This window comes from Arsukibacterium tuosuense, assembly GCF_900215315.1.
Lineage (GTDB): Bacteria > Pseudomonadota > Gammaproteobacteria > Enterobacterales > Alteromonadaceae > Alishewanella > Alishewanella tuosuense.
This window is the reverse complement of the sequence record NZ_OBEB01000001.1, coordinates 420,166-445,326: the sequence shown is the minus strand read 5'-3', so window position 1 is coordinate 445,326 and position 25,161 is coordinate 420,166. Positions and strand designations below refer to the sequence as shown.

At 48.3% G+C, this 25,161-nt stretch carries 24 protein-coding genes; 18 read left to right on the top strand and 6 right to left on the bottom strand.

Annotated elements, in window-relative coordinates; translation table 11 throughout:
• Window positions 1-71 precede the first annotated feature (71 nt).
• From CRO03_RS02065 to CRO03_RS02000, 13 genes are all read left to right on the top strand, one after another.
• Window positions 72-419 carry a nuclear transport factor 2 family protein gene (locus tag CRO03_RS02065; protein ID WP_097109900.1) on the top strand — a complete coding sequence of 116 codons (348 nt, stop codon included), beginning with the start codon at window positions 72-74 and terminating at the stop codon, window positions 417-419.
• 80 nt (window positions 420-499) lie between these two features.
• The gene (locus tag CRO03_RS02060) at window positions 500-1,063 is read left to right on the top strand and encodes a flavodoxin family protein (RefSeq protein ID WP_097109899.1); all 564 of its coding nucleotides are present in this window, start codon (window positions 500-502) and stop codon (window positions 1,061-1,063) included.
• A gap of 152 nt (window positions 1,064-1,215) precedes the next feature.
• Window positions 1,216-1,449 carry a ribbon-helix-helix domain-containing protein gene (locus tag CRO03_RS02055; RefSeq protein WP_097109898.1) on the top strand — a complete coding sequence of 78 codons (234 nt, stop codon included), beginning with the start codon at window positions 1,216-1,218 and terminating at the stop codon, window positions 1,447-1,449.
• Window positions 1,436-1,699, top strand: coding sequence for a type II toxin-antitoxin system RelE family toxin (locus CRO03_RS02050; protein WP_097109897.1), 264 nt, complete (start codon window positions 1,436-1,438; stop codon window positions 1,697-1,699). Before CRO03_RS02055 ends, CRO03_RS02050 begins: the two co-directional genes overlap by 14 nt.
• Window positions 1,700-1,831: 132 nt before the next feature.
• Entirely contained in the window at window positions 1,832-3,022 is a 1,191-nt protein-coding gene (locus CRO03_RS02045; protein ID WP_097109896.1) for an alpha/beta hydrolase-fold protein, read from the top strand.
• Window positions 3,023-3,576: 554 nt separating this feature from the next.
• Entirely contained in the window at window positions 3,577-4,041 is a 465-nt protein-coding gene (locus CRO03_RS02035; protein ID WP_097109894.1) for a hypothetical protein, read from the top strand.
• A 41-nt stretch (window positions 4,042-4,082) separates the two neighbouring features.
• Complete coding sequence (locus CRO03_RS02030) at window positions 4,083-4,310, top strand: hypothetical protein (RefSeq protein ID WP_097109893.1); 228 nt, start codon at window positions 4,083-4,085, stop codon at window positions 4,308-4,310.
• A 109-nt stretch (window positions 4,311-4,419) separates the two neighbouring features.
• The gene (locus CRO03_RS02025; RefSeq protein ID WP_097109892.1) at window positions 4,420-5,298 is read left to right on the top strand and encodes an alpha/beta hydrolase; all 879 of its coding nucleotides are present in this window, start codon (window positions 4,420-4,422) and stop codon (window positions 5,296-5,298) included.
• A gap of 114 nt (window positions 5,299-5,412) precedes the next feature.
• A complete protein-coding gene (locus tag CRO03_RS02020; RefSeq protein WP_097109891.1) occupies window positions 5,413-5,877 on the top strand; it encodes a hypothetical protein in 465 nt (154 codons plus the stop codon).
• Window positions 5,878-5,989: 112 nt separating this feature from the next.
• Window positions 5,990-6,688, top strand: coding sequence for a hypothetical protein (locus CRO03_RS02015; protein ID WP_097109890.1), 699 nt, complete (start codon window positions 5,990-5,992; stop codon window positions 6,686-6,688).
• A 143-nt stretch (window positions 6,689-6,831) separates the two neighbouring features.
• A complete protein-coding gene (locus CRO03_RS02010; RefSeq protein ID WP_097109889.1) occupies window positions 6,832-9,231 on the top strand; it encodes a TonB-dependent receptor in 2,400 nt (799 codons plus the stop codon).
• Between the two features lie 105 nt (window positions 9,232-9,336).
• Window positions 9,337-10,038, top strand: coding sequence for a response regulator transcription factor (locus CRO03_RS02005; protein WP_097109888.1), 702 nt, complete (start codon window positions 9,337-9,339; stop codon window positions 10,036-10,038).
• Complete coding sequence (locus CRO03_RS02000; protein ID WP_097109887.1) at window positions 10,038-11,324, top strand: sensor histidine kinase; 1,287 nt, start codon at window positions 10,038-10,040, stop codon at window positions 11,322-11,324. The genes CRO03_RS02005 and CRO03_RS02000 overlap by 1 nt, the downstream gene beginning before the upstream one ends.
• A 9-nt stretch (window positions 11,325-11,333) precedes the next feature.
• On the opposite strand, the gene CRO03_RS01995 is transcribed toward CRO03_RS02000, so the two are convergent.
• On the bottom strand, window positions 11,334-12,326 hold the full coding sequence (locus tag CRO03_RS01995) for a GlxA family transcriptional regulator (protein WP_097109886.1): 993 nt from the start codon (window positions 12,324-12,326) through the stop codon (window positions 11,334-11,336).
• A 35-nt stretch (window positions 12,327-12,361) separates the two neighbouring features.
• Window positions 12,362-13,390, bottom strand: a complete 1,029-nt coding sequence (locus tag CRO03_RS01990) for a DJ-1/PfpI family protein (protein WP_212682312.1) — start codon at window positions 13,388-13,390, stop codon at window positions 12,362-12,364.
• Window positions 13,391-13,646: 256 nt separating this feature from the next.
• On the opposite strand from CRO03_RS01990, the gene CRO03_RS01985 reads away from it, so the two are divergent.
• Window positions 13,647-14,636, top strand: coding sequence for a chemotaxis protein CheB (locus CRO03_RS01985; RefSeq protein WP_097110364.1), 990 nt, complete (start codon window positions 13,647-13,649; stop codon window positions 14,634-14,636).
• Between the two features lie 5 nt (window positions 14,637-14,641).
• Here CRO03_RS01985 and CRO03_RS01980 read toward each other — a convergent pair whose 3' ends face one another.
• Window positions 14,642-15,103, bottom strand: a complete 462-nt coding sequence (locus tag CRO03_RS01980) for an MgtC/SapB family protein (protein WP_097109885.1) — start codon at window positions 15,101-15,103, stop codon at window positions 14,642-14,644.
• 322 nt (window positions 15,104-15,425) lie between these two features.
• On the opposite strand from CRO03_RS01980, the gene CRO03_RS01975 reads away from it, so the two are divergent.
• Complete coding sequence (locus tag CRO03_RS01975) at window positions 15,426-16,121, top strand: PEP-CTERM sorting domain-containing protein (protein ID WP_097109884.1); 696 nt, start codon at window positions 15,426-15,428, stop codon at window positions 16,119-16,121.
• A gap of 293 nt (window positions 16,122-16,414) precedes the next feature.
• Window positions 16,415-16,816, top strand: coding sequence for a hypothetical protein (locus CRO03_RS01970; RefSeq protein ID WP_097109883.1), 402 nt, complete (start codon window positions 16,415-16,417; stop codon window positions 16,814-16,816).
• A 79-nt stretch (window positions 16,817-16,895) separates the two neighbouring features.
• On the opposite strand, the gene rimO is transcribed toward CRO03_RS01970, so the two are convergent.
• Entirely contained in the window at window positions 16,896-18,299 is a 1,404-nt protein-coding gene (rimO, locus tag CRO03_RS01965; RefSeq protein ID WP_097109882.1) for a 30S ribosomal protein S12 methylthiotransferase RimO, read from the bottom strand.
• Window positions 18,300-18,505: 206 nt separating this feature from the next.
• On the opposite strand from rimO, the gene ahr reads away from it, so the two are divergent.
• Window positions 18,506-19,522: an NADPH-dependent aldehyde reductase Ahr gene (gene ahr / locus CRO03_RS01955; protein WP_212682311.1), complete on the top strand. Its 1,017-nt coding sequence runs from the start codon at window positions 18,506-18,508 to the stop codon at window positions 19,520-19,522.
• 71 nt (window positions 19,523-19,593) lie between these two features.
• Here ahr and CRO03_RS01950 read toward each other — a convergent pair whose 3' ends face one another.
• Window positions 19,594-20,106, bottom strand: coding sequence for a DUF1993 domain-containing protein (locus CRO03_RS01950; protein ID WP_097109879.1), 513 nt, complete (start codon window positions 20,104-20,106; stop codon window positions 19,594-19,596).
• A 248-nt stretch (window positions 20,107-20,354) separates the two neighbouring features.
• Between CRO03_RS01950 and CRO03_RS01945 the strand changes: the two genes are divergently transcribed.
• A complete protein-coding gene (locus CRO03_RS01945) occupies window positions 20,355-21,989 on the top strand; it encodes a response regulator (protein ID WP_097109878.1) in 1,635 nt (544 codons plus the stop codon).
• Between the two features lie 38 nt (window positions 21,990-22,027).
• Here the strand turns inward: CRO03_RS01945 and CRO03_RS01940 are convergent, their stop codons facing one another.
• Window positions 22,028-25,156 carry an efflux RND transporter permease subunit gene (locus tag CRO03_RS01940; RefSeq protein ID WP_097109877.1) on the bottom strand — a complete coding sequence of 1,043 codons (3,129 nt, stop codon included), beginning with the start codon at window positions 25,154-25,156 and terminating at the stop codon, window positions 22,028-22,030.
• Window positions 25,157-25,161: the final 5 nt, after the last annotated feature.

The window sequence follows — 25,161 nt, the reverse complement described above, 5'->3', positions numbered from 1 at the left end:
GATAATTACGAAGTAAAACTGGCAGAATAAGCGTTTAACATGCCAAAAACATAAGCTAAGGGTAGTACAGCATGCAGGACACACAAGCCGCCATACCGGTGCAGCGCCAGCTCGACGCCTATAACGCCAAAGATTTAGCCGCCTTTATCGCTTGCTACCATGACGACATCGCCATTTATCGCATGCCTGCCACCACACCATCACTGGTTGGCCGCGAGGCACTGACTGCTTTCTACCAAACCGAGCGCTTTACCATCGCTGCTTTACGCGCCGAGGTTCTAGACAGAATGGTGGTTGGCAATAAAGTAGTAGACCACGAAAGGGTATACGGCATGGCCGAACAGCCTTATGACGTCGTGGTAGTATATGAAGTACAAGCTGGCTTGATTATAAACGCCTGGTTTTATCCGGTTGGGTAAGGCGGTCAGGGCAGGGCGGTTGGCTGTCAACAGTGGTAATACGCTTGTTCAACTATCACAAAATTAGAAAACGGAATGTTATGACGAAACTTGCAGTTATTTTTCACTCGGCAACCGGTTCCACAAAAAAGTTGGCACAGGCAGTGGCCGCCGGCGCCTCTGCTGTTACCGGCGTTAATGTGGTTAGCCTGGAATTACTGGGGGCGGATATTATCGAAGGACGCTATATCAACACGGCGTTAATTGACCAGTTATCAGATGCTGATGCCATGGTTTTCGGTTCACCAACCTTTATGGGCTCTGTGTCGGCGCAATTTAAAGCGTTCGCCGATGCTACCGGTGATCTGTGGGCAGTAAAAAAATGGAGTGATAAAGTGGCTGCCGGTTTTACTATTGGTTCAAACTTCAGTGGTGATCAACTTAATACTATTCAATATATGCAAATTTTCGCCAGCCAGCATGGCATGCTATGGGCAGGCCTCGACATTCCCGGTAACTGTGACCCAGAGCAGCGCAACCGACTTGGTGCGCAATCAGGTTTAATAGCTCATTCCACCGATGGTGTACTAAACGAAACTGATTTAATTACCGCCCATTATCTGGGGCAACGGGTTGCTACTGTGGCTAAGAGATTTACGGTATAAATATTTAACAACGTTCAGCGCTTAGGCATTTGGCTGATTATGTCAAAAGCATAGCTGATGCCACTAAACTTATGGCCTCTTGCGAATGGCTTCTCGCGAAAATAATGTTATAACGCTATAATGTTGTGATGTCATTATGATTGAGGTGATTTATGAGCACTTTATCCAAACGTTCAACTGTTTACTTTGAACCATCTATTCACCACGCCTTAAAACTCAGAGCGGCTTCTTCTGACACTTCTATATCTGAACTTATTGATGAAGCAGTAAGATTACTTATGCGCGAGGATCAGGAAGATCTCGCGGCGGTAAGGCAAAGAGCCAACGAACCTGAAATATCGTATGAAGAATTGCTAAATAGTCTGCAAGCTGATGGAAAAATATAAAATAACGTTTAAAAAGTCTGTAGCCAAAGATTTAAGTGCGATACCCAAAGCAGACATATATAAAATATTAGCCAAAATTAATACGCTTGCCGACAACCCACGAAGAGTAGGTGCAATTAAACTAAGTGGACAAGCGCTGTATCGTATCAGGCAGGGACTTTACAGAATTATTTATGAGATCAAAGATAACGAGTTAGTCGTGCAAGTGATAAAAATCGGGCATCGCTCTGATGTATACAAAGGCAAGTGATTTACCAGACCCTGAGGGCCTGATAAATGTCCGTGCCAGATAACTGTTGTCGTTTACATATACTTCATCTGCTGGTATAGGTATTACTTCCGCTTCACGTTCATCGAAAGCATTGAAATAATTGGAAAAATAATGACAAAAGGGAATATTGCCAAAAGAATAGCTACCGCTGTAGTTTTCTCAATTATGACTTCATCTGTTTCCGCTCAGCAGGCATCAGATTCAAATGGAGAATACAGACTACTGACAGAGACACTTCATTCTGAAGCTCTTAACGAGAGCAGAACTATCACGGTACAACTTCCCAAGAGCTATAGTTCCGCACCGGACAATAAATATCCCGTTATTTATCGTCTTGATGGTAACGGCAATATCCCGCTTATTACGGCGGTTTTAGAGAGGCTGCAAGAAGCAAACGCTGCGCCTGAAGTTATCATTGTTGCTATTGAAAATACGGACAGGATGAGAGATTTTTATCCAACCGTGAATCAAGAGCCACAGGGGCCAGTGGGCATTGGCGGTGGCGCGCCAAAGTTCTTAAACTTTATAGAAAACGAACTTATCCCTTTCGTTGATAAAAAATACCGAACTCATAACTTTAAAGTCATTGCCGGTGCGTCTGCTGGCGGTGTATTCGTACTTTATGCACTTCAAACCAATCCAGAACTTTTTCAGGCGCATTTAGCTTACAGCGCGGCTGTTTGGTGGAATTACGGGGCAACGGCGAAAAGCACAAAAGCGTTCCTGTCTAAAACAACAAACTTAGACAACTATTTATATATGAACATTGGTGAAGAAAGCGGCTTGATGAGAGAGCGGTATGACGATTTGCAACACTTCGTTGCGTCCAACACACCTAAAGGCTTAACGTTCATCAATGATGAGTTCGACAAGGTCCCGCACGGATTGACTTCAGCCGCTGGCATTTTTAATGCCTATCAGAATCTGTTCTTACCGTTACGGATGCCGCTACCAGTCTATACCGGCGACACCAGCTCAATTTCAGACTATTACCATCGACTGTCAACGCAATATGGCGAGCAGACTCCGCCGCCGGAATGGGTGGTTCGCGAGCTGGGTTACCATTTCGCCAATAACGGTGATCTTCAGCAAGCGATTAAATTGTTTAAATACGGTATATCGCTTTATCCGGAAAAACCAGATGCATACAACGGTCTGGCTTATGGCTACGAGCAAAGTGAGAGGTACGAAGAGTCGCTCGCAGAGGTCAACAAAGCGCTCGCGTTATCCGGGCAAGACCATGACGGCTATGATGTTTACCTGGCTCGTAAGGAGCGACTACTTAAACTATTGATACAATAAACGCCAGTTCTGAGTTAGTGCCAGAAGTTCTGCGCAAAATGTTTACTGTAATTCGCGGGGCTACTAAAGCCTGTAAATTAATTGTTCCCTAAATAAACAAACTCTATTAGCATCACTCATACCAAAAATTAAGCGAACCGGAACGTTCAACAGAAGTTTATCCATCATTGAACACCGTGCTGGATAAAACACTAAAGCGTTGGGGTTAATCGAGAATTATGTTTATTGAACAAGAGCAACAGATAAAAAAACTATTGGATGCAAAATTCTTTTCCATAGCGTTCTGGTCTGCGTTAAAAATTTCAGTCGCAGTATTCTTGATTATATATTTTGATTTCGGCTTGTATGTCGTCATTGGTTATATTATTTACGCATTAGAGAGCTCAATACATTCGAAACATATTAATGATCAACAAATCGATTTGCAGCTAAATATCATTCATCGGAAACTTGATGAACTTAGTAAAAAGTAAATTGGCTTTAGCAAGGTGCAGCACTCGCGGCTTGAGATCGCTGCGCGGTCGTCGCCCGAATACGTTGAGTTATGATTTACTATGAACTGGGATAAGCTAAAAGAAGTTGTGTCATGGGGGCAGTATCTGCACTGGGCACAGCTAAACGTTGATCGGTGGATATGTCCTGAAGACCACACAGAATCTGAATCAATTGCAGTTGCATACCAATTTTTTGCATCCATGTACGTGGTAATAGAAGGCTGGAAGCAACTGCAAATTGAAGATTCGAAGATTGATCATGTTTTATCCAATAATAAAGAAGGGGTCGAACTTCTAAGAAGGGCCAGGAACGCGGTCTATCACTTCCAGAAAGAGATACACGGCGAAAAAATGTCAGGGTTCGCGAATGATCTTGGCAGAGACGACTGGATTATTCGCCTATATCATGAGTTTGTTCGGTTCTTGGGTGAATACCCCAGAAAGGTGTATCCTTTTGATGAGTGGAAAGAAGAATTTGTCGGTCAGTTTTACGATATGTTGGGCTGGAAGCCTCAGTTCAAATAGTCATAACAATTGGCTAAAGTTTCGTGTAAGGATTCGCGAGTATGTGGAAAAGTGGAAGTACAGATACAACAAAAATTGGCTTCGTGAATCGCAACAACCAACAAAATCATGGTACTCGCGGCGTTAGCGGCACAGATCATGGGCAGGTTTCCTACAAACTTGAGTGTATGAATAAAAACTGCAGCCATGTTTACGGTGCAAACGGCACAGATATTTTTCAGCGCAAATGTCCTAACTGCCAGGATGGTAAAGATGGTATTGAGTACTAAGGTCAATAAGTTGTTTAATTTCGTTTCGGCCACAAACCGTATGTCCTCCACCGACTGCCGACGCTGCGACAATCAATAGCAACGCGTTAAATTTTTCAAGGAAGAATTTGTGAATTTCAGAGTTATTAAAAATGTTGTGTTAATTTCAGCTTTGCTAGCCGCAGGGGTTGCTGCCATCTTTAAAGCACAGCAATACAAAGAAGATTACACTTCTGATTTTGTTGACGAAACGATTTTCTCTTCGGTATTAGGCGAAAGCAGGAAAATCTTTGTCCGACTACCTGGCAGTTACGATCCAAGTAAAGAGTACCCGCTCATCATTAAGACTGACGGCAATTTTAATCTGAAACGCTGGGATGAAACACTGGCTGAGTTAAGCTCACAGGGAATTACAGAAGATTCTATAATCGTTGCAATACCTAATCTATTTTGGGTTGATTCGAGAAACAGAGATTTAGTTCCTCCGTATGCCCGACGTGATGTCAATATTGAAGCGCGCCTGACAGAAGATAATCATCCGGATATATTTGGTAAAGCTGATACATTTTTGGCATTTATCGAAACTGAATTGATCCCGTATCTTGAGAAGAATTACGCTATTAACGACAACAGATTGTTAACTGGCTTTTCGGCAGGTGGGAGTTTAGTACTTTATACAATTGTTACTAAACCGGATCTTTTTAGTGGGTATTTTGCTTTTAGTCCAGCAGCTTGGTACGACGATTCGGTGGTTGTAAAAGAGTTTGCAAAAAACTTGTCCGTTACCGAAGGTAAACCTATTTTTTTATACCTTAGCTTGGGTGCAGAAGAAAACGAAATTATTACAGGTTCTTTCAAGGGGCTACTTAGTGCTTTAGAAACCAATGCTCCCGCCAATTTACAATGGGCACACAGTTTTAGCGAGGGGGCTGGGCATAATGCTAACCCATATGTTTCCGTACCTAAAGCGCTCACTAAGTATTATGAATTTTGGTCAAACAAAATTTAACAATGCCAGTCAGCAACGCTCCCGCTGGTCGCTGGACCTCAAACCCGTGGTGCGGTTTTTGGGCCGCTCCAGGTGGTGTTAGCGTGGATACAAGTCTTGAGGAAGTATGAGCCAATGGCGGTGAACGATGAAATTGAACGAGAAGCAGCGACCGTTCTTGGTTACATGCTATTTGAGTATTCTCGACTAGATATGGAGCTTGGACTATTTCTGGTGTGGTCCGATGATGGAAGACAATTAGAGTCATTGACCAAAAAGCTCAATGACTCTAATTTTCATAAGAGATTGCTTGTTCTCGAAAAGCTTGTACAAGAAAAATATTTGGATACAACAACTGCCGATATTTACAAATCATGGTTATCAGATGCGCACGCAGCCAGGTCTATCCGAAATCAACTATTTCACGGTCGTTGGGGATTTATACCTCGACAGCAACAGGTAGCAAATGTCACTGGGTTACCAACTTCTGCCGAGCAAGCTGAGACCCGCTATTCAATTTCTCAGCTTGAGGATTTATTGGTTAAAATGCGGGAGTTGCGTTTTCGGCTGAGTGACTTAAGGCATTCATGTCCAGTCTAGTGCGCGCTAATAAGGCCAGTCACGGCGACGGCTTTACGCTGCGACCGTCGACTCGCAAAAACTTGCTAGCCATTTAGGCGTGCCTTCGGCATACAGGAAAGTGTTGTCGCAAATGAAGCCTATTTTATGTTTATTCTTGTCTTTGTTTTTAGTTGCTTGCTCATCTACTGAAATTCATCTGTATTCTCGCTATCTTACAGATGATGAAGTTAAAAGAGTTACGAAAAAACTCGAAGAAGCAAATTTCAAGGTAATTCCAAATGATTTGTTGTTTCCTGAGACGATCACTCATTCCAGTTTAATTTATTCGCCATTCATCCGCCATGACTCAGCAGTGGGGGGGCTAATCGGTGTACTAAACGAAATCGGATGGTCTGTGCAAAACGCAAGTTCGCTGGTTTCAGGTAATCATTGGTACTCAAAAAATAATGTCGCACTGCTTCTTTTGCCAGATGGCTTTAATCCGCAGGAGGGATTGTTATCGCAGGATATTGCCCACCTATACGCAAGCAGAAATTGTAATACCGATATCGGTTTGCAACTAAATAAAAATAATACTTACCGGCTTACATTTAACACCGAAGATGGCGACAACAATACCCAGTTGAACGGGCGCTGGAGAATCACTGGTTTTCCTTATATCGAACTTAAGTCCAACGATGAAGCCTGGTGGTTTTATTTTAAAATTGAACAAAGAATTGAAACAGACCAAATTGGCAGTATTGAAATCGTTGAATTACTGCCAGTGACAGAATATGAACTGTTCCCCAACTGCAGCTTTGTCTATGGCGTTAGAAACTGGCCTCAGTAAACTGGAAAAGCGCTGATACTATGAATTAATACGAGGGGATCTTTCTGGTCGCTTGCATATTTCAGCGACTTTTTAGTGACATTGACTATGCTAACCTGCCGGCGCTTTATCAAAAATACAGCGGATTGTTGGAGGATGGCAAGATGGGTAGACAATTTAAACCGGTATCGTGGTTGACTCTGTGGGCGCTGCTGCTTGGCATGCCACTTTTTGGCTTGCCAATTTCTGCCAGTGCCGCAGAAGCAGCGGGTGCGCTGACTGTCGTCGTCAAAAATAAGAATACAGCGCGGCCACTGTCAGACGCGCAGATCACAATCAGGGAACGGGACACCAACTCTACCCGGACTGTTGCAACCGACGGACAAGGTCGCATCGTTGTTGACCAGCTCGACCCCGGTCTGTACTCGGTGAACATAACTAAAAGCGGCTTTGTTGCATTGTATGAGCCAAGCGTGCGGGTGATAACGCGCAAAAATATCAAGCTTGGGTTTGAACTGGCAGAGCAGACAGTTGAAGTAGTCGAGGTGCGGGGACGGCAGGCTGATGTCTCTGCCTCAGCGTCCAGTACTTATCTCGACCGGGAAGCGCTGCGAAGCGCTGTTGGCGGTGGCGCCGATCCGCTGCTGTCGCTGGACGGTTTGCCTGGGCTGGCATCCGCCAGTGAGTTTGCCAGCTTTAGCGTCCGTGGCCGTGGCCCAAGAGATAATTTGATATTCGTTGATGACTTTCCGTTTGATAAAGCCGTGCATTTTGATGCGACCCTGGGTGAAGAAGAAGATGTCGGTGGGGGCGGGCGTTTCTCCATTTTTGCCCCGAACGTGATTAGCGGCGCAGAGTTCTCACCGGGCGGGTGGGGGCCGGCTTATGGTGGCCGTGCTGCATCGTTACTTAAACTGGATGTCGCCGATGGCAACCCAAGCCCGTCAGCCAGCCTGCGCCTCGACCTTGCCGGTTATGAAGTGGGTTATGACGGCCCTGCCGGCATCACCGAAGACGCTACTATGCTCTTTTCAGCCCGGCGGCTGGACTTCGGCGCGTTGTTTGAAACTATTGAAGAGCTGGACATTGGCGAGCCTGTATTAAGAGATATCATCATAAAATCGGTGATACCAATCAACCAGAGCCACACCGTTGAAATTTTACTGATGGATACCCACGAGGACTATAGCCGCGACGTGACTCATGTTTTCGAATCGCCCAATTTTGAAGATGCTGCGCTGCAGGATTCTGAACAGGATAGCGATTTGTATGGTCTGACATTGCGCTCATTAATCGGTGAAACGGCGGTCTGGACTAATAAGCTTTACTACCGCAACAGCGACAAGATAAGCTCAGAGGGCGAAGCCTTTCCTGATCTGGTGCCTGAAGGTTCACCCGCGTCTGATTTTCCGGTGCGGGAAGACATTATTACCATCGGTGAAGCTGAAACGGAGATCGGCTGGCGCAGCGATTTTGAGACAATGAATCAATGGGGGCTGTTCAGTGCCGGTGTGCGGGTAACCCAAATTGAACTGGACTACAACACTGTGCTGGCTGGCGCCTGGAACCGGTTTATCTACGACGACGATGACTTCAGGCCAGACCCGGAACAGCGTTATATTGTGCTTGAGCCAGAGAACATTAACTCTGCCATAAATCAGCAAGAAACCAGCTATGCTGGCTACGTCAATCAGGTTTTTGAGGTCGGAGCCTGGGATTTTGGCACAGGCTTACGGGTGGAAAGGGACGGCTTTGCCGATGAAAGCGTCGCGTCGCCCCGGTTCAGTGTTAACTGGCAGCCGGGTAACACGGTCAGATATTTTGCGACCGCAGGGCTGTTTTATCAGTCGCCACGGTATTTAGAGCTTGCCGCTAACGAGTCAAACGAGCTTAAGAGCGAAAAAATCAGCCATGCCAGTGTCGGTTTAAAGTACTTCCTGAACAGCAACTGGTCGGTGTTAACCGAGGCCTATTATCAAAACCTCGACGACCTGGTGGTAGACCTGGATCGGGCCAGCGGCACCTTTGCCAATATTGGTGACGGCAGCTCGTACGGCGTCGATATTGTGGTTAGCGGTATGATCCGTGAAGGCCTTTACGCCAGTGCAACCTATTCTTACAACGATGCTGTGGTTGATCGCAAAGACGGTAGGGGTGAGGTAGCTGCCGAATTCAACCGCAAGCATGTTGCTACGCTGGGCCTTACCTGGGAAATCAACGACCGCTGGAAAGTGGCCGGACGCTACAAATATCTCTCCGGCCGGCCGGATGACAACTTTATTATTCACTCAGACGTATTGGGGCCAGGACAACCGCTACGCTACTCGAAAGAGATTACTGAGCGTAATGTCGGGCGCAAAGACGGATCAGGTTTGTTAAACGCCCGCGTTGACTATCGACGCGCTTTTGGCCCGATAGATGTAACAGCCTTTCTTGATGTCATCAACGTCACTGCTGCATCGTCGGGCGATGACACCGAGTTTGACTACCGCCGCGGCGTTGAAGTAAAAGACAGTAGCGAAGCCGAACCACTGCTTGGGTTGCGACTGGACTATTCTTGGTAAGGGCGAGGTGAGGGCATGGCAAGGGCCTGGTAACCGAGCTTGGCAACCGGGCCTGCTAACCGGATTAAGCATTGGAATAGGAAGCAGCAAAAAGGGGAGCAGCAGATGGGTCGCAAACTGGGTGAATCGCCGGTTAGAGTGTTAATTGTCGAAGACAACCGCGACATTTGCGAGAACATTGCAGCCTATCTTGCAAAGCATCACTATATTGCGGATTTTGCCTATGACGGCATAAGTGCAATGAAACTGGCGTTGACGAATTCGTTCGACGTTATCGTGCTGGATTTGATGCTGCCGGGGATGGATGGCTTAAGTTTCTGCCGAAAGCTGCGCGCTGATGCCAAACTCGAAACCCCGGTGCTGATGCTGACGGCCAGAGACACTCTTGACGATAAACTTAAAGGCTTTGCGGCGGGAGCCGACGACTATCTGGTTAAGCCATTCGCATTACAGGAGCTGCATGCAAGGCTGCAGGCGCTGTATAAACGCAGTCATGGCAGAACCGATAACCTGTTAACTGTTGGCGAGTTGACGCTGGACAGGTCAACGCTGCAAGTGCATCGGGCAGGACGGCGGGTCGATCTTAACCCTGCTGGTCTGAAACTACTGCAACGCTTGATGGAGCTGGCGCCGTCTGTGGTGGCCCGCGATGTGCTTGAAACCTTGTTATGGGCTGACGAGCCTCCAGATGGTGATGCGCTTCGCTCGCATATGTACAAGCTGCGCCAGGCTATCGACAAGCCGTTTACCAGCCCGTTGATTCATACGGTGCATCGGATCGGCTACCGCATCGCAGAGGATGCTTAATGTACCGGCATAGTTTGCGCAAGCGTGTCGCCTTTGCATTTGCGGTGTGTGTTGCGGTACTCAGCGTGGTCTGGGGTTTTGCGTTCTTCGCGGCGATAAGGTTAAGCGAAGACCGGGTGCTGAGCCAACAGCTGCAGGTTGCCGCCGAGAACTATCCCGCTGCGACAACAAATCTTCGCGGCTACGATGATATTGCCAGCTTGCCGCAAGCGCTACGGCAGTGGGCAGAGACCAACCCCGCTGAGGGATTGTACGAATTCGAAGCTGAAGAGTTGCATGTCGCAGTGCTATCCATCGGGAATAAACAGCCTGGCGGCATTGATCAGCTGCCTGCCGACAAGGAACAGTCGCGCGCCTTTGTGGTGTTCGACGTCGCCGGAATTGAGGCGGCGTCGTCCGAGGATTGGTGGTTGCTGCTGGTAATCACCGGTGTTGTCGGCACGCTGGGCATTGTTGGTTTTGGGCTGGGAATTGTGGTGATGCGCCGGGCTGTCGCCCCTGTTGCGCAACTGGCCAAAGCGGTTGCCGACATCGACCTGGAACATCTATCGGCTGAGGATTATAAACGGATAGACGCCAGCCGGTTTGGTGATGATGAAGTTGGCGTGCTAGCTGCGGCCATTGAGAAAACGTTAGAGCGTATTAACGCCTTTGTTGAACGGGAGCGCTACTTTACCAGTTCAGCCAGTCATGAGCTTCGCACGCCAATCACGGTAATCACCGGCGCGCTTGAGCTGCTGGAACAAAGCGAACTGGCAGCCAGCGATGTCAAGGCACTTGAACGGGTGCGGCGCGCCACGCTCGAGATGAAAACCACCATTGAAATGTTCCTGTGCCTTGCTCGTGAAACCGACGACGGCTTATACGACGAGCAGTTTTTAGTGCTGCCGCTGCTAAGCCAGGCGATAGAGCAGCAACGCTACCTGCTGAGCCGCAAATTGGTCGATGTTGAAATTGAGCAACTGGCAACCCCCAGCGTCTGTGGCCATCCACAGGCTTTTGCTATTGCGCTCAACAATCTGGTGCGAAATGCGTTCGAGCACACGCTCGACGGTCAGGGACCGGTGACAATTCGTCTTAAAGAGCATGAGCTTATAATTACTAATCAGCTGAGCGCTTTAGTCACAAACCAACAGAGCGCTGATGAGCGGCAGACGCCGACCGGGATATCATCTCATGGCTATGGTCTGGGTTTAGGTATCGTGCAACGACTGTGTGAGCGCAATGGCTGGTTGTTTTCGCTGCAGGTTGATAAGACGCGGGTAGCCGCCCGTCTGTCGTGGTGACGATTGAGATCAGCGAAACCGCTCGCGGTAGGAATTCGGTGCCATTAGAAACTTACGGACAAAGGCGCGCCTAAAGGCGTCGCTACTTTGATAGCCGCACGCTTGTGCCACCTTGTCTACTGGCCAGGCTTTTTCAACTAACAGTTGTCTGGCGTAATCTAAACGCAAGGAATCGATGTATCGAGCCGGCGTTTCACCGAGTTGTTCAACGAAGTGACGATAGAAATTGCGCTCACTCATGCCGCAATAATCCGCCAGGCTGCTGACGCTTAAATTGCGCTGCAGGTTTTGCAGGACCCAGCCGGTCAGGGAACTGAAGCGGCTATCCGCTTTACTTTGAAACTGCAGCGGCACCGAATACTGCGCCTGATCGCCGGCCCGGCGAAAATGCACCACCAGATAACGGGCTACCTGGCTGGCGATGTCGCTGCCAAGGTCATTTTCAATCAGTTTTAAGCTTAAATCGATACCTGAGGTAATACCTGCTGATGTCGCGATATGGCCGTTGTCGACAAACAGCTCGTTGGGCTGCACCTGAATGTTCGGGTAGCCCTTACTAAGGGCCTCGACAAACGCCCAGTGCGTGGTGGCCGGTAAACCATTTAGCAGGCCGCTTTCAGCCAGAATAAAGGCGCCGGTACAGACACTGGCAATGCGTCTGATAGCCGGCCTTGCCTGGCGCAACCAGGTGCATATTGCTGCTTGCACCATAGCTGCTCGCGAGCCAGCACCGCCGGGGATAATCAGCGTATCCAGCTGGTTAGCTTCTAAAGCCAGCTCTGCCAGAGCAAGATCTGCCAAAGAAATCTCTGCCAAAGAAAGATCTGCCACCATCGCCAGACCCGACTCCGCGCGATACTGGCCCGCCTCGGGCCCGATAAAAATACATTGATAGGGCGAGTCGGTTACCTCACTAACAGTATGAAAGGCTTCGAGCGGACCAATTAAATCCTGCGCGTTAAATTGTTCAAACAACAGAAAACCGATTCTTTTACGCAGCATTATTTACCTACCACCTTACACCCACCACCTAATACCTATGGCCGCTGATAAACATCAAGAGTCATGACATAGGTGTCAGGCGCGTTGTCACGGGTTATTGTCGCTGAGGTTAACCAGCCCTGATTATTGCTCGTACCACGCCATTCAGTCTGTAGCGCCGCGCCGGTATCGTTAACTTGCCAGTTAGCATGGCTGGCCATCGCGGCTTTATACACCTGCATCAGATCTTGTGCGGTGGCGCTGGTTTTAACCTGATAGCTAATTTGCCAGCGCTGCTCGTCACCAAAGGCACTTATGCGGTCAAACAAAATACCATCTGGCCAGCTGTATTCGTTGTCCGGAAACATGCGGTCGGCCATGTTGGCCCGGACAAAACCGCTGTTCGGATCCCAGTCGTATTCAAGGTGCAGCGCCACGGTGCGGGCTTTGTCTTCCCCCAATACTTTGCTGACCAAATGAAGTGATGCATCAATGCCGGAGGATAAGCCCGCTGAGGTAATGATTTGGCCGTTATCGACAAAACGTTGCTGCCGCTTAACTGAAATTGCCGGGTAGTTTTGCTCAAAACTGTTCAGGGCCCGATGAAAAGTAGTCGCTGATTTCCCGTCCAGTAAACCTGACTCGGCCAGAATATGGGCGCCGGTGCACACTGATAAAATATGTTCGGCTTTGCCATGCTGGGATTTGAGCCATTTGAGGACCTGTTGATCATGCATAACCTTACCGGTATTGCCGCCCGGCACCAGGATGGCATCTGCTTCAGGCATAGTAGCAAAACTGTAGGTCGGGTTGACACTCAAACCCATAACGGTAGTAACCGGTCTACCAGTTGCCGACACGGTAAACACCTCAAATTTAGCCTGGCCGAATACTTCATAGGGGGCGGCAAAATCGATGATCTGCACATCATCGAACATTAAAATAGCCACTTTAAATGGCTTATCTGCCTGTACTGGCAGCGCAAGCAGCGGCAGCATAACAGCGAAAGTAAGCCAGCGTAGGGCGCTGGTGTGCCAATTAAAGCCCGGCAGTTTCAGCCCGCTGGCAGCTATCAGATTTTTCATGGAATGTTTCCTGTTGTTTAAAACAGTCTACAGCTTAAACTTGAACAATTTTGGCAGTATGACACGTTTCATACTTATTCTGCCAAAGCTTCAACCCACCTAACGACTAAACCTTTACACTGCTATTCTTTGTCAATTGAACATTGCGAAAGCACAGGCATTTATTAAGCTTGATTCAGTAGCTGCGCCGGGGGCAATCTGGATTATGCGATGTTAAACCTGATATTTCGCACGAGCGGCATCAATGGAGGTGGAAATGGATCAAGCCGGAAACTCCAGGCTTATTGTTGTTGGCGCCTCTGCCGGTGGCATGTCAGCATTAACCGAACTGGTCGCGCAATTTCCGAAGGATTTTCCGGCAGCGATTTTTATTGTTAATCATATGGGGGCAGATACCACTGGTGACGCCCTGGTTAAAGTATTGAATGACAGCGGTGGCCTGCCATGTACACATGGTCAGGATGGCCAGGTTTTTAAAAATGGTCATATTTATCTGGCGCCATCGGATCAGCATATGCTGGTTGTGAAGGACAAAATCCTGATTACTAAAGGCGCGCGGGAAAACCGGTCGCGGCCTGCTATCGACCCGTTGTTTCGCTCGGCAGCTGTGGCTTATGGGAACCGGGTTATCGGCATTATTCTTACCGGGTACCTGGATGATGGCACCAGTGGTATGGGGGCGATCAAGCGCTGCGGTGGGGTGTGTATTGCCCAGGATCCGGCGGACGCGGCTTATCCGGACATGCCGCAATCTGTAATAGCGAATGTTGGCGCGGACTATTGCCTGCCAATAGCGCAGATGGGCGTATTGTTATCGGATCTGGTCAGCAAACCGCTGAGGCCAAACAAACCAGCACCCAAGGATATTGTGATCGAAGCCAAGATTGCCCAGCGGGTGCTAAGCGATTTACCGTCAGTAGAGGCACTGGGCGAGCAAGTTCCTTTTAATTGCCCGGACTGTGGTGGGGTGCTATGGAAAATAGCAGAAGGCAAGCATCTGAGATATCGTTGCCATACCGGCCATGCGTTTACCTCCTCTGTATTACTGGCGCAGCAAACTGCCAAGATTGAAGAAACACTATGGGTTGCACTCAGAATGTTTGAGGAGCGGCAAAATCTGCTGGTTACCATGAGCAAAAATGACGCTAAAAAATCGCCGTCATCTGTCGCACAGCGGGCTAAAGATTCTCAGGTTCACATTGACCGCATTCGTGCCATGCTGAAAACGACCGATAAGGATAAATAGCCACATTATTTATCCCCTGGTTGCTTTACCATGGTTTTGGCTTCGGTCAAAATACGTAAGGTAATAAAGGTTACCGCACTTAAAACCAGCGCAATTTCAAGCATGCCGGCGGCAACCGACAACCCTATAGCTCCCGTTAACCATAAGCTTGCTGCAGTGGCTGTACCGCGAACATAGCTCTCACCTTTAACAACATTCTTCAGGATGGCGCCACCACCAATAAAGCCAATACCGGTAATGATGCCTTCCATCACCCGCGATTCAGCTTCTGTTGACTCCAGAACATGCAGGCCAACCAGCATGTAGCCGCAGGCTGCCACTGCGACCAGTGGAAAGGTTCGAAGACCGGCCGTACGCTCCTGCTTTTCCCGGTCCCAGCCGATCGGGACAGCAAGTACGAATGCAATTAACAAGTCACGGATATGTAATGCCGCAATACTCCAGTCAATTTGTGGGATAAGGTTCATAGGCTAAAGACGACCAGGTTGGTTTATTGTTAATTAAACATAGCATAGGTTATGTGCCTGGTTGCGGCCGGCCGGTGGAGCTTGCAAAACCTGCTGCTTTGAGGATTACCGGGCTGAACGCTTGCTACTGGAGAGCTGCTTCTATGGTCTGAGTGTGTCTGGTTAATTTACATATTGTCATTTGGTTTATTAGTTACTTTAGCCAACACTCTGGAAATACTAGCTTTAAATACCTGGCGCAAATATTGCTAAGAGATTTCAAACAGTTCAATACGCATAAAAATGCTATTGCCAGGAACTCATTTTATTAAGGAAAAATATTATGAACATAAAAATATTAAAAGCGGCATTGGTTAGTTTAACCTTAGCAGCTGGTGGCTTTGCTAATGCAACATTAATAACTTCCGATGTCGGTTATACTGGTCCAGGCTTGGATTTGACTGCTTTTCAAACAGGCAGTTATAACTTTACTTTTGGTCCTGAAGCTATACCTGGTGGTATCACTTTTGTAGCTGCTCCGGGCGGTGGTGGTAACAGTGGTCAAGGTTCTGTAATAGGTCAGGGCAGTTATGGCTTAAATAGTAATGGCTCTTTTGGCGGAGATGCAGTCTACATTGGCGTTGATTCTGGCACCGGTTATGCCGACCTTATTTTTGATACTGAAATATCATTTTTTGGTGCCTACATGAATTACGCACCTGGTGTTGGTGACAATGCATTTATTTCGGCTTTAGATGATTTGGGTAATATCCTGGAAACTTGGGATTTAACCATGTCCGCACCTATTTCTACCCCAGGAGGTTTTAATGAATTTGAGTTCAGGGGAATAGATTTAGGAGGTGAAACATTTAAAACCTTCAGGTTTGGTGGTAATTATCTGTTGCTGGCAGCTACTGCTGATGGTACTCCAGTAGCTCCTGTGGATCCTATAGTTAATGATATTCCAGAACCTGCTACTCTTGCTATCTTCGGTTTAGGTATTCTGAGTTTATCGTTACGAAGATTTAAGAAACAATAAGTCAATGTTCACACTGCTTTTTATGTGTTGACAGTGGTAAATTAAAAGCATCATTCGTTTGGTGCTTTTTTTTTGCTCGCAATTTAGTCTGTTTTACATTGTTTTAAAGGATGCACGTTTCAGCGTTTAGCGATTTACTACTAAACATTGCTATCTCCAACATGGTTGAAGGAGCACGAGTTTGCTCGTCGCACTTTACTCGCCTGTCTCAATAATTCTGCTCGAACATTCTGTGTCTATGGTTGTGCTATTTTTATAATACTCATCACCTCTGAATCAGCGAGAACTTTGTCATGGAAGAAAAAAGTGCAGTGGTAGCGGAAATAGAAAGAGAAATTACCGCTCGTTATCGTTATTCCAAATTTGACTTTGTGCTTAATCACATTCTGTTGTTTCTAGTGGTCATTGCCAGTAGTTATCCGGCGTTTGCCCAGATCTTTGGTGATGGTCAGACTAAGCTATCCGCTGGTATTGCTGCTATCCCTGCTTTTGTTTTATTGTTCCAGCGTACCTTTAAATGGGAGCAGCGCGGCGAATGGCACTGGGATTATCGCCGCCGGCTGATGGCAATACTGCGTGAGGTGCGCGATCAGGGTTTGCCGGATCACGAAGCCAGTAAAAAACTAAACATGCTGGAGGAAGAGCTGGCGGGCAGCTTCCCCGGGGTGAACTATCCGGCCAGCAAAGAAAAGTAGCGGTTGCTGTTGCGAGCTGGTGTCTATTGCTAAAAAACAGGCAGCCTAAGCTGCCTGTCTGAAAGCGTTTGCTACACCCTTACTCGGCGATTGACGCCCATAAATCATATTCATCAGCTTCTTCTACCACGGCATCGATAATATCGCCGGGCTTGACGCTGGTTAAACCGTTTAAGTACACCGCACCGTCTATTTCCGGGGCGTCGGCAAAGCTTCGGCCAATGGCGCCTTCGTCGTCGACTTCATCAATTAATACTTTGATGGTTTTGCCAATTTTAGCCTGTAATCTGGCCGCGCTTATTGCCTGCTGCTTTTGCATAAAGCGATGGTAGCGGTCTTCCATTACATCATCCGGTACCGGATCGGCTAGTTCATTGGCTTTAGCACCTTCCACCGGGCTGTATTTAAAGCAGCCGACGCGGTCAAGCTGGGCTTCATCTAACCAATCGAGCAACAGCTGGAAATCTTCTTCCGTTTCGCCCGGAAAGCCGACAATAAAGGTGGAACGAATCGTCAGCTCAGGGCAAATTTGCCGCCATTTTTTAATCCGCTCTAATACCCGTTCTGCCTGACCCGGGCGCTTCATCAGCTTTAAAATACGCGGGCTGGCGTGTTGGAACGGAATATCTAAATACGGCAGCACTTTTCCCTCTGCCATTAACGGAATAATGTCATCGACATGCGGGTAGGGGTACACATAGTGTAAGCGTACCCAAATGCCCATCTCGCCTAAAGCTGCACATAATGACTGCATTGAGGTTTTTACCGGCGCACCATTCCAGAAGCCGGTGCGGTATTTCACATCCACGCCATAGGCACTGGTGTCCTGTGAAATAACCAGTAGCTCTTTAACGCCGGCATTTTTCAGGCGCTGCGCTTCATCCAGCACTTCACCGACAGGCCGGCTGACTAAATCGCCGCGCATCGATGGAATAATGCAGAAGGTACAGCGATGGTTACAGCCTTCAGAAATTTTTAAATAGGCATAGTGTTTGGGCGTTAATTTCACGCCATGATCCGGCACCAGCATGGTGAACGGGTCGTATTTAGGCTTGGGCACAAATTCATGCACCTGCTTTAACACGTTCTCATAACTGTGCGGGCCGGTAATACCGAGGACGTTAGGATGCACCTGGCGAATTTCATCTTCGCGCGCGCCCAGACAGCCGGTAACAATAACCTTGCCATTTTCGGCTAAGGCTTCGCCTATGGTATCTAATGACTCCTGCACTGCGCTGTCAATAAAACCGCAGGTGTTAACAATAACCAGCTGGGCATCATCGTAGCTTGGCACAATATTGTAGCCTTCGCTTTTTAACTGGGTCAGGATCCGCTCAGAATCGACCAGGTTTTTCGGACAGCCCAGTGACACAAAGCCTATGGTATTGCCGGCGGCTGCGCCGGCTTTCGCCTGCTCTGCTAAAGCCCGGGCAGGCGTATCCAGGGTGGTGGTTTGGCTTGGGTCAAAGGTTTGTACTGTCATAGCGTCTCTGTATTGCGGCTGAGCCTGAAAAAAGTCGGCGGATTATACCTGAAAGTCAGCGAAGAAACAGGTATCGCTGTACAAATTATAGCCAATGCTGGCTTATTTCCGTGCACGGCTGCAGATCTGGTTAATACTGTAAGCTGTATAGCAAACACTACCGGAACAAACACAACAGCAACATCAACCATTAAAAGGGAGATAAAATGGCAGCAAATAATATGATTAAGGCCTATGCCGCCAAAGGCCCGGACACTAAATTGGAATCTTATGAGTACGATGCCGGTCCCCTTGGCCGCAACGAAGTGGAAATTTCCGTCGATTATTGCGGCATTTGTCACTCAGACTTGTCGATGTTGAATAACGAGTGGGGCATGTCGAGCTATCCGCTGGTGGCCGGACATGAAGTGGTCGGACGGATAAGTGCAGTCGGCGACGGGGTCAGTCATTTAAGTGCCGGACAGGTAGTTGGCCTTGGTTGGCATGCCGGTTATTGCCAGGTCTGCAGCAGTTGTGGCAGTGGCGACCAGAACCTCTGTGCCAAAGCGGAAGGGACTATCGTGGGTCGCCATGGTGGCTTCGCCGAAAAAGTACGGGCTAAGGCTGCCAGTGTGGTGCCGTTGCCTGAAGGAATGGATGCCAAAACGGCCGGGCCGTTATTTTGCGGCGGTATTACCGTGTTTAACCCACTGGTGCAGTTTGAGGTAAAACCTACCGATAAGGTGGCGGTAATTGGGATTGGTGGCCTGGGCCATATCGCGCTGCAATTTCTACGCGCCTGGGGCTGTGAAGTGACGGCTTTTACCTCAAGTGAAGCAAAAGCCAGTGAAGCGAAAAAACTCGGTGCTCACCATTGCCTGAACTCACGTAGTAGTAGCGAAATAGAGCAGGCCGCAGGGCGCTTTGATTTTATTATTTCAACCGTCAATGTGAAACTGGACTGGGACCTGTACCTGTCGACGTTAAAGCCAAAAGGCCGGCTGCACTTTGTCGGCGCCACGCTGGAGCCACTCGATTTAAACGTATTCAGCTTAATTATGGCGCAGCGCTCGGTGTCAGGCTCGCCGGTCGGCAGCCCGGCAACCATAGCAAAAATGCTGGAGTTTGCAGTGCAGCACGATATTAAGCCGGTGGTCGAAATGTTTAAGTTTGAGCAAATTAACGAAGCTATTGCCCACGTCGCCAGCGGCAAGGCCCGTTATCGGGTGGTGCTGGAGCGCTGAATACTGGCCAAACCCCCAGTAGCAGATAATAATTAAACGCCAGGTATGCCCTGGCGTTTTTAACTGGCAAATTACGATTTATAAGGCATGGCGCCCAGATAATCTTTCTTACCAACATCAACCCCATTGTGGCGCAAAATGGCGTAAGCGGTGGTGATATGAAAATAGATGTTGGGCAGCACATGCTGGATTAAAAACTCATCACCGGTTAAATATTTGCCTTCCCAACGTGGCTGACTGACTTTCTGGCTGGCAGCATCGGCAAAATCAGCCGGGCTGAAGGTCGCAAGGTAGGCCACCGTGTCAGCAATGCGTTGGCTTAACTGCTCCAGAGTGGTTTCGTCATCAGCATGTTTAGGTGCACTGTCAACCTGATTAGTCAGGCGTGCCGCGCCAAGCTTGGCGCTGTCACAGGCAATTTGTACCTGACGGATCAGGTTGAATTGGTCCGGTGCCAGGCGGGCGTTTAACAGCACTGCCATATCTACTTTTTTGCTGGCAGCAAAGGCGGCGCCTTTATCCAGAATCTGCTGTAAGTTTTGGAGCATTTTGCTTGCTTGTATAATACTGAGTTGGAAAATCATTTGTTTGCCCTCTGGCGTGATTGGTAAAGCGTATTGCTACTGAGTTTGGGGTGATTAAGCTGACAGACAATAGCCTGCGCGAATTAAATCTGCTTGCTGCAGGGACGCGATGTTGATTCACTTATATTGGAATAACAAAACCGGTTGTCAGCCGTTTTTTTCTTTGCATTTATAGTCGCTTGCTAATATAACTGTATTGACTAGCCGCCGTTGTGCTAAGGCTTACTGCAGGGACGAGAGACCACCAGATGGAACAACAAGAATTAACTGCCTCTGATAAATTAAATGTACTGATTATTGATGATCAGGTACTGGTGCAAAATGTTATTAAATCGGCGCTGTTTGAGCTTGGCATTGAGAATGTTAAGTGCGCTGAGAACGCCTATTATGCCTTGCGCCTTTGTGAGCAAACCACGTTTCATGTTGTAATTTGTGCATTTAACGTTAAAAGCGACAAAGACGGTTTTCATTTGCTGGAAGAGCTGAAATTTAAGCGCCATGTCACCAAATGCACTGTGCTGATTTTTCTCAGTGCCGAGACCAGCGAGCATCTGGTCAATAGTATTGTTGAACTGCAGCCGGATGATTTCTGGGTAAAACCGTTAAGCAGTAAACATGTTCAGAACCGCCTGCCGGTCACCCTGGAAGTAAAGCGCACCTTGTTCAATGTGTACCAGGCCATAGACCGCCAGGACTACAGTAAAGCCATTTATTTCGCCGAGCGCCATTTACTTAATACCGGGCTTACCAAATACCATATGCAAATGAAACGGTTGAAAGGCGAGTGCCTGCTGCATTTACGTGAATTTGCTGATGCCGCTGTCTACTATGATAATTTACTGCAAACCCACAAAATATCCTGGGTGTATCTGGGCTATATCAAGGCCTTACTGGAGCAGGACAAACTGGCGGATATTCAGGCTCTGCTGCAGCAACTGACCGATAAAACCGATACCCGCTTTGCTACCTACGATATGCTGGCTCATTACTACATTGGCAAGCAGGATTACGAGCAAGCCTATAAAGAGATTAAAAAAGCCAGTCAGCTGGCGCCAAGAAACATTGAACGTAATAAGCGTTTACTCGATTTAGCCAGATTAAACCACGATCATGCCGGCCAGTATCAGGCCACCATCGCTATGGCTAAATATGCTAAAAACTCAATTCATGACTCGCCGCTGCTCAGGTTGAATGTCGTGCGCTCGGGTATAGATTATGCCACTACGCTGGATAAAGCCGACGCCGTTAAAGTGTTAAATCAGACTGATATTTTGCTGACTGAGCTGGAAAAACAGTTACCGCTGGCTAACCAGCTCAAAGATCAATTTCTGGTAGTCAGAGCCCGCTTGCATACGGCCCGGGAAGAGCGGACTAAAGCAGAGAGTATTGTTGATAATCATCTGAGTTTACGGCCAACAACCTCGGTTGACGATAACCTGGATAAAGTAAAAGCCCTGCACGAACTCGGCCGGCGGGAAGAAGCTGTATCATTACTGGATGCGATTAAACGGCAAATTTCCGGCACCGGCCTGACCAATCAGGTAGTGGGTAAATATATCGAGCAGGAAGCGGCTGAGCGCACAGCAGTGCACTTTACGCCGCAACAATTGAACCGGATGGCGGTGGAGTTTTTTAAACGTAATAAATTTCATGCCGCGCTCAATTCATTAGAGCAGGCATTTTCGCTGACGCCAAACAATATGAATGTCGCCCTGAATATTCTGAAAGTACTGGTGGCACTACGCAACCAGGAACCGTTGGATGAGGGACATATTGCCCTGGCCAAAAACATCAGCCAACAATTAAAGCATGCTGAACTTGAGCCAGAACAGCAACAGAAGTTTACCGAGTATCAGCAGCAACTGCAGCCCGTTCTGGAATAGCGGCGCAGTTGCTGTTATTGCCCGGCTTTTGCAAGGTTTTAGCCGGTTTTGCGATGCACCAGTTTATAAAGTGCCGGCAATAGTACCAGGGTTAACAAGGTAGCTGAAATAATGCCGCCAATAACCACTGTGGCCAGTGGTCGTTGCACTTCAGCGCCGGTACCGCTGTTAAAGGCCATTGGCACAAAGCCAAGGCTGGCGACCAGTGCGGTCATTAACACCGGCCTTAAACGCTGCAAGGCGCCTTGTTGTATTGCCTCAGACAACCTAAGGCCCTTTTCACGCAATTGCTGAATCATTGCCAGCATCACCACGCCATTAAGCACGGCAATACCAGATAACGCGATAAAGCCTACCGCAGCAGAGATTGACAATGGCATATCGCGCAGCATTAATGCCGCAAAACCACCGGTTAGTGCCAGCGGTACGCCGCTAAATACCACTAATGCATCTTTTGCTGAGTTAAGGGCACTAAACAGCAGGCCAAAAATCATTAGCAAGGTTAGTGGCACTACCCACATCAGACGATTAGATGCCGATTGCAGTTGCTCAAAAGTACCACCATATACAAGCCAGTAGCCGGCTGGCAGTGCAAGTTTATCAACCATCAATTGTCTGGTTTCACTGATAAAACTGCCAAGATCACGGCCTGAAACATTGGCGCTGACAACGACATTACGTTTAGCGCTTTCCCGGTTTATCTGATTAGGCGCATTAAGTTCATTAAAATGCGCGACTTCACCAAGAGGGACATAGGTTAACTCGGTGTGGTTACCCGCCATACCCGGCAGCGCTATGGGTAACCGTTTTAATTGCTGTGGGTCGCTTCTTAAGCTCTCATCTGCCCGGATGATCAGGGCAAACGCTTTATCACCCTCGTAAATAAGTCCGGCTTGTGTTCCGCCCACCATAGTTTGAATACTCTGTTGTACGGTCGCTACATCAATTCCTAATAGTGCCAGGTGTTCACGGTCAGGTTCAATTGATAACATCGGTAAGCCCGTTGCCTGCTCCATTCGCACATCAACTGCACCGGGCACGGTTGCCAGTAGTGCCGTCGCGTCCTCAGCAAGCCTGGCCAGTTCAGCCAGGTCATCACCATAAATTCGCAGGGCAACATCGCTACGTACACCGGCAATCAGCTCGTTAAAGCGCATTTCAATGGGCTGGGTAAACTCGTAGTTATTGCCCGGCACGGCTGCAACGGTTTGACGCAATAAGGTAATAAAGTCAGCTTTACTCATGTTGGTATCTGGCCACTGTGATTGAGGTTTTAACATCACAAAGGTGTCTGCCACATTAGGTGGCATCGGATCCGTGGCAATTTCTGCGGTACCCAGTTTACTAAATACCCGCGCTACCTGAGGCATGGCAGCTATTTCACGCTCCAGCAACAGCTGCATTTGCAGTGACTGATTTAAGCCGGTGCCGGGTATCCGCAGTGCATGCAACGCAATATCGCCTTCATCTAATTGTGGCATAAACTCTCTACCCAACTTGCTGCCTTGCCAGAAAACGGCCGCCATCATGAGCAGGGCAACGCCAATAAACAGTCCTGAGTGGTGCAGGCTCTGTCTGAGCACGGCCGAGTAGCCACTTTTTAATCTGCGCATCAGGGCCGAGTCCTGTTCTTTAACCCGACCACGGACAAAAATAGCAACTGCAGCCGGTACAAAGGTAATAGCCAGCAGCACGGCACCTGCCAGTGCGGCAATAACGGTAAAGGCCATTGGATGAAACATTTTGCCCTCAACGCCGCTTAGGGCAAAAACAGGCATAAATACCAGCATGATAATCAACACACCAAACACTGCCGGGGTAAATACTTCACGGGTAGCCTGATATACTTCGCTTAAGCGCTCGTCCAGGGTCAGTAACCGGCCTGTTCTGTGCTGGGCCAAGCCTAAACGGCGCAGGCAATTCTCGACAACGATTACCGCACCATCAACCATTAAACCAAAGTCGATAGCACCTAAGCTCATCAGATTACCACTGACTTTATTAATAGCCATGCCACTTATAGCAAATAGCATGCTAAGTGGAATAACCAACGCGGTAATAAGCGCAGCGCGGATATTACCCAAAAATATAAACAGGACGACAATAACCAGCACTGCGCCTTCAAACAGGTTTTTTTGCACGGTAGCAATGGTTCTGTCTACCAGAGTAGTTCGGTTATACACGGCTTGTGCACTGACACCGTCCGGCAATGAACGGTTAACCTCAAGCAGTTTCTCGGCCACCGCCTGAGACACGGTTCGACTGTTTTCACCCATTAGCATAAACACAGTACCCAGTACGGTTTCTTCACCATTGAGGCTGGCAGCGCCGGTGCGCAGTTCCTTGCCTAGATACACCCCGGCAACATCGCGCAGCCGCACCGGCGCATCATCACGTTTTGCGACAATCAGCGAGTTGATATCATCAAGGTTTCGTAGCTGACCGGGTGAGCGCACCAGCCACTGTTCACCTCGTTGCTCAATATAACCAGCGCCGACATTACTGTTATTGCGATGAAGGGCAGTGGCGATATCGTCCAGGGTCAGTTTAAAGGCTAACAGTCTGGCCGGATCGGGCGCCACCTGATACTGGCGTTGATAACCACCAATGGTATTCACTTCTGTGACACCTTTAACATTAACCAGCTGCGGTTTTATCAGCCAATCCTGCAATGTGCGCAGGTCTTCGGCATTGTAAGCGGTACCGTCGTCTTTTAAGGCCTCCGGCTTCGCACTGACGGTATACATGAAAATTTCACCCAGGCCGGTAGCGACAGGGCCCAGAGTCGGGTTGGTGTCTGCAGGCAGCTTTGCTCTTACTGCTTGTAAGCGCTCTGACACCTGCTGGCGAGCCCAGTAAATGTCGGTACCATCGTTAAAAACAACCGTTACCTGTGACATGCCATAGCGCGATAGCGATCGGCTGTATTGCAGCCTGGGTAAGCCAGCCATGGCATTTTCAATGATCACCGTTAGCCGTTGCTCTGCTTCCAGTGGCGAATAGCCCGGTGCAGCAGTATTAATTTGTACCTGGACGTTAGTAATATCGGGCACGGCATCCATTGGCAGGCGTTGTGCGTTGTAAACGCCGGCAATGATCAGCAGTAAGGTTAACCCCAGCACCAGATAGCGGCGCTTGAGGGCAAACTGTAATATCAAATCAATCATGGCGC